Source organism: uncultured Mucilaginibacter sp., from assembly GCF_903913935.1.
GTDB lineage: Bacteria > Bacteroidota > Bacteroidia > Sphingobacteriales > Sphingobacteriaceae > Mucilaginibacter.
In genome coordinates, this window is record NZ_CAIWNH010000509.1 from 1 (window position 1) to 3,565 (window position 3,565).

4 protein-coding genes are annotated in these 3,565 nt (G+C 43.8%); all 4 read right to left on the minus strand.

All coding sequences use genetic code 11. The features are described 5' to 3' along the window. Nucleotides 1–511: hypothetical protein (locus QZY09_RS20505; protein ID WP_295675521.1), on the minus strand; the 511-nt coding region annotated here is incomplete at its 3' end. A 2-nt stretch (nucleotides 512–513) separates the two neighbouring features. Beyond that, a complete protein-coding gene (locus QZY09_RS20510; RefSeq protein WP_295675525.1) occupies nucleotides 514–1,014 on the minus strand; it encodes a hypothetical protein in 501 nt (166 codons plus the stop codon). 139 nt (nucleotides 1,015–1,153) lie between these two features. Beyond that, nucleotides 1,154–1,792 (minus strand): response regulator transcription factor, encoded by a 639-nt coding sequence (locus tag QZY09_RS20515; protein ID WP_295675528.1) that lies wholly within the window; start codon nucleotides 1,790–1,792, stop codon nucleotides 1,154–1,156. Further along, nucleotides 1,792–3,565 (minus strand): sensor histidine kinase (locus tag QZY09_RS20520; RefSeq protein WP_295675529.1); only part of this gene is annotated, 1,774 nt, incomplete at its 5' end. The genes QZY09_RS20520 and QZY09_RS20515, both read right to left, overlap by 1 nt.

Below are 3,565 nucleotides of genomic sequence, written 5' to 3' on the forward strand. Positions count from 1 at the left end.
TTACTTCGTATGATCCGCCACGGAAAATATATTGCTCGCTATTGTCTGATACAGGCTTAACTTTTTCCAGCTGTTTAACAGATTTACTGTAGCTGCCGGTAAGCCATAGGTATTTCCAGGTGATCTCCTTTTTGCGGAACACCAGTTTTTGAGTGAGGTTAGCCGAAGCAGTTAAGCTATGGGTTACCCTGGTATCCCCCTTAAAATTAAACCACTTGTATTTGTGCCTCATTTTTTCAACTTCCTCTTCGTCTTTTACCGTATTGATCAGGTTAAGTTCCTTATCAAAGGTGTAGATCTCGCGTTTTATTTTCCGGTCGCTTGACCGTAAAACGTATATCATATCAAAAGTGCCTTTTGCCTGGTCCACTTCTATCCCACCCAAAAAACCATTTTTAGCTTTACGTGAGATGTCGTAGCTTTTTTCCAGGACAGGTAATTGTGCATAGGCTTGCGTTGCACAAAGCATTGCCAGGGCGACCATGCCCGGTAAGAATTTTTTAATTTTCATGATTATTGCTTGTTGATTTTGGTGATGGAGATATGTCCTTCGGTAATGGTTTTTGATGCAGGGTCGGTGTAGGGGTATTGCTTTGCTACAAAGTTGAAATCTGCTTCCACCTTTTTCGCGATGGTATCACATACTGTTACATTCAGTGCGCCTGATTGGGAATCATAGCTTAAAACGGGCGAAGCCATGTAGGTTAAAAATGCGCCCGAACCCAGCGCGGTACCGGCTGTTTTATTGCCTGTTTTGGGGTCGAAATGAAATTCCAGCACTTCCTGGCCACCTTTGTAGGCATAAATATCCATTTGCCGGCCGCTTGCATTGGTATACAGCATTGCGGACGCTGAATCGATCTTTACTGCTGTGCCGTCAACTTTAAATGTTGAAGCGGCGCCAGTTACCGGTACAACAGGTTTTTGAATTGTTTTTTTACACGCAAAAACGGTGAGTCCTATAAAAAGGCATAGTACGATTTTGTTGAATGGTGGTTTGGTTGAATTGCTCATGATTTAGTTGTTTAAGCAGCAAGTGTTTAGCTACAAGCTGCTTAACAAAGCACGTTAATAAATCATGATATGTAAATACCGAGCAATCGGCATATTTAACTACGTACCATTACAGTAAAAATGGACGGTCAAAAAACGATCAAATGATCTTGCGCTCGTAGGCGTATTTGAGCAGGCCGACAACTGTTTGCGTATTGGTTTTGTGAAGGATGTTTTTGCGATGGGTTTCAACCGTGCGTTCGCTAATAAAAAGGGTTTCAGCAATGTCTTTGGTGGTCATATCTTTCTCAATCATGCGGATGATCTCGATCTCCCTGTCGGTAAGTTTTAATTCCTCCTGGTTGCGTTTAAACGATTTCATCAACTGCAGAGTGATCTCCTGGCCGAAATAGTTCTGGCCCCCGGCAATTTTAGTCAACGCTTCTATCAGTTCCTTTTTCCCGGAGTTTTTAAGGATATAGCCCGAGATGCCGGCATCTATCATTTCGGCAATTACCTGGCTCTCGCCAAACATGGAAAGAGCCAGTATTTTGATCTCAGGGAAACGGCTTTTTACGATGCGGCTTAATTCAACACCGCTCATGCCGGGCATGCCCACATCGGTTATCAGAATATCTACCGAAATAGTTTTCAGCAATTCAATTGCTTCGGTGGGCTGCGTACATTCACCTGCCACTATAAATTCTGGCCGGCCCTCCAGCATCAGGTTAATGCCGTCGATCACCATCTGGTGGTCATCCACTATAAAAATGCGTTTAGGGTCTTTTTCTTTTGTCATTATATAAGCGGAATAAAAAAAGCTACCAATGTTCCTTTGCCCGGTGCCGACGATATATCCACCGTCCCTTTAAGATATTCAACGCGGCTGATAATATTTTTAAGGCCGATACCGGTAAACCTACCCGGATCACTGCTGTTAAAACCTTTGCCGTTGTCTTCGATGGATACGGTGATCTCCTGTTGGTCGCGAAGTAAAAGAATATCCAGCGACGTGGCTGCCGCGTGTTTGATGACATTATTTACTGACTCCTGGACCACCCGGTATAAAACGGTTTCAGTAATACTATCAAGCGGCTTATCAATGCCTTGGGTCTCCAGGGATATTTTCAATTTTTCAGTCGGGATCTTATTGATAAAATCACGTAGCGCCGAAACCAGCCCGCTTTTGATCAGGGCGTTTGGCATCATCTGGTGGGCGATGGAACGCACCTCAGCACAGCTTTCATCCACCATAGCCAGCGTTTTTTCGGCAAGGAGTGCTGCATCAGGTTTTTTAACCAAAAAACGTTCTACCAATATCTCCATGTTCATTTTTACCGCGGTAAACAACTGGCCCACACCGTCGTGCAGTTCTGCAGCTATCCGTTTGCGCTCACGTTCCTCGGCTTCAATAATGCCCTTTGAAGCAAGTGTTTGCTGATGCATCACTTCTGCCTGCAGTTGCGCCGCATGTTTGATGCGGTAACGCGAATAAAACAGGTAGGCCAGCACCATGGTCAAAACGAAGGCTGCAACAATAACGGTTATCGTAGCATTGCGCTTGCCGATCTCTAACTGCTGAATGGTGTTTTGCTTGTTAAGCAGTTTGATCTGTTCCTGCTTTTTTTCGGTCTCGTATTTGGCTTCCAGCTCTTCAATGGTTTTAACCCGCTTTTCATCCTGGAATTTTTTATTTAGTTCCACGAATTTATTTTTCGCGGCTAAAGCTGCCTGGTAATCCCCTTGTTGCTGGTAAGTTTTGGCCAGCATACTGTAGGCAAATAATTCAAGGTCTAAAAAATTTAACTGGTGTGCCCTGTCAATCGCGTCTGCAAAATATTTAGCGGCATCCGTTAATTTATTTTCTTTTAAATAGATCTCGCCTAAATTTTCTATTGCCATTGCTTCCCCGGTTTTATCGCCTATGCCTGCACGCAGGTCCCGCGCCGAATCCATCAATTGTAAAGCCTTTGAATAATTGCCTTTGTCGGACTGCGCCGACGATAAATAATCCAGGCAATAGGACATCCCTACCTTATCGTTCACTTTTTTGTATAAAATAAAGCTGGCGTTAAAAGCATTAATCGCGCTATCTGTTTTTCCTTCATCATAAAACATCAGTCCCTTATTATTTAAGGCGGTAGCATGTTGCTTTAGGTTTTTTGTAGATACTGCGTAGTCAATGGCCTTTTTGATAACTTCATCAGCCTGGCCGAATTTTTTTATTTTGATGTAGAAGATGCACATATCCGAATACAGTTCGGATATTCCGCTCGTATCCTTTGCGGCCTCATAAGCGCGCTCCGCTGTGAAATACCAGCGCAGCGACTCATCAAAATTGCCTCCCAAATAATTAGCCATACCCAGTAAATAGGCGCTTTGCCCGGCAAGCTTTTCGTTCTTTTCCGCGCGGGCCTTTTTATAAGCAGGCTCGGCAAAGAAGATCACCTTGCCATAATTGAGCGTTTTATAATGCAGCGCCGAATCGATCAGCTGTTTTGCCCCCTGTCCATATCCGGCCAAACACATCACGAAAGTAAGAAAAACAAGAAGGGTGAATTTCCTCATAAAA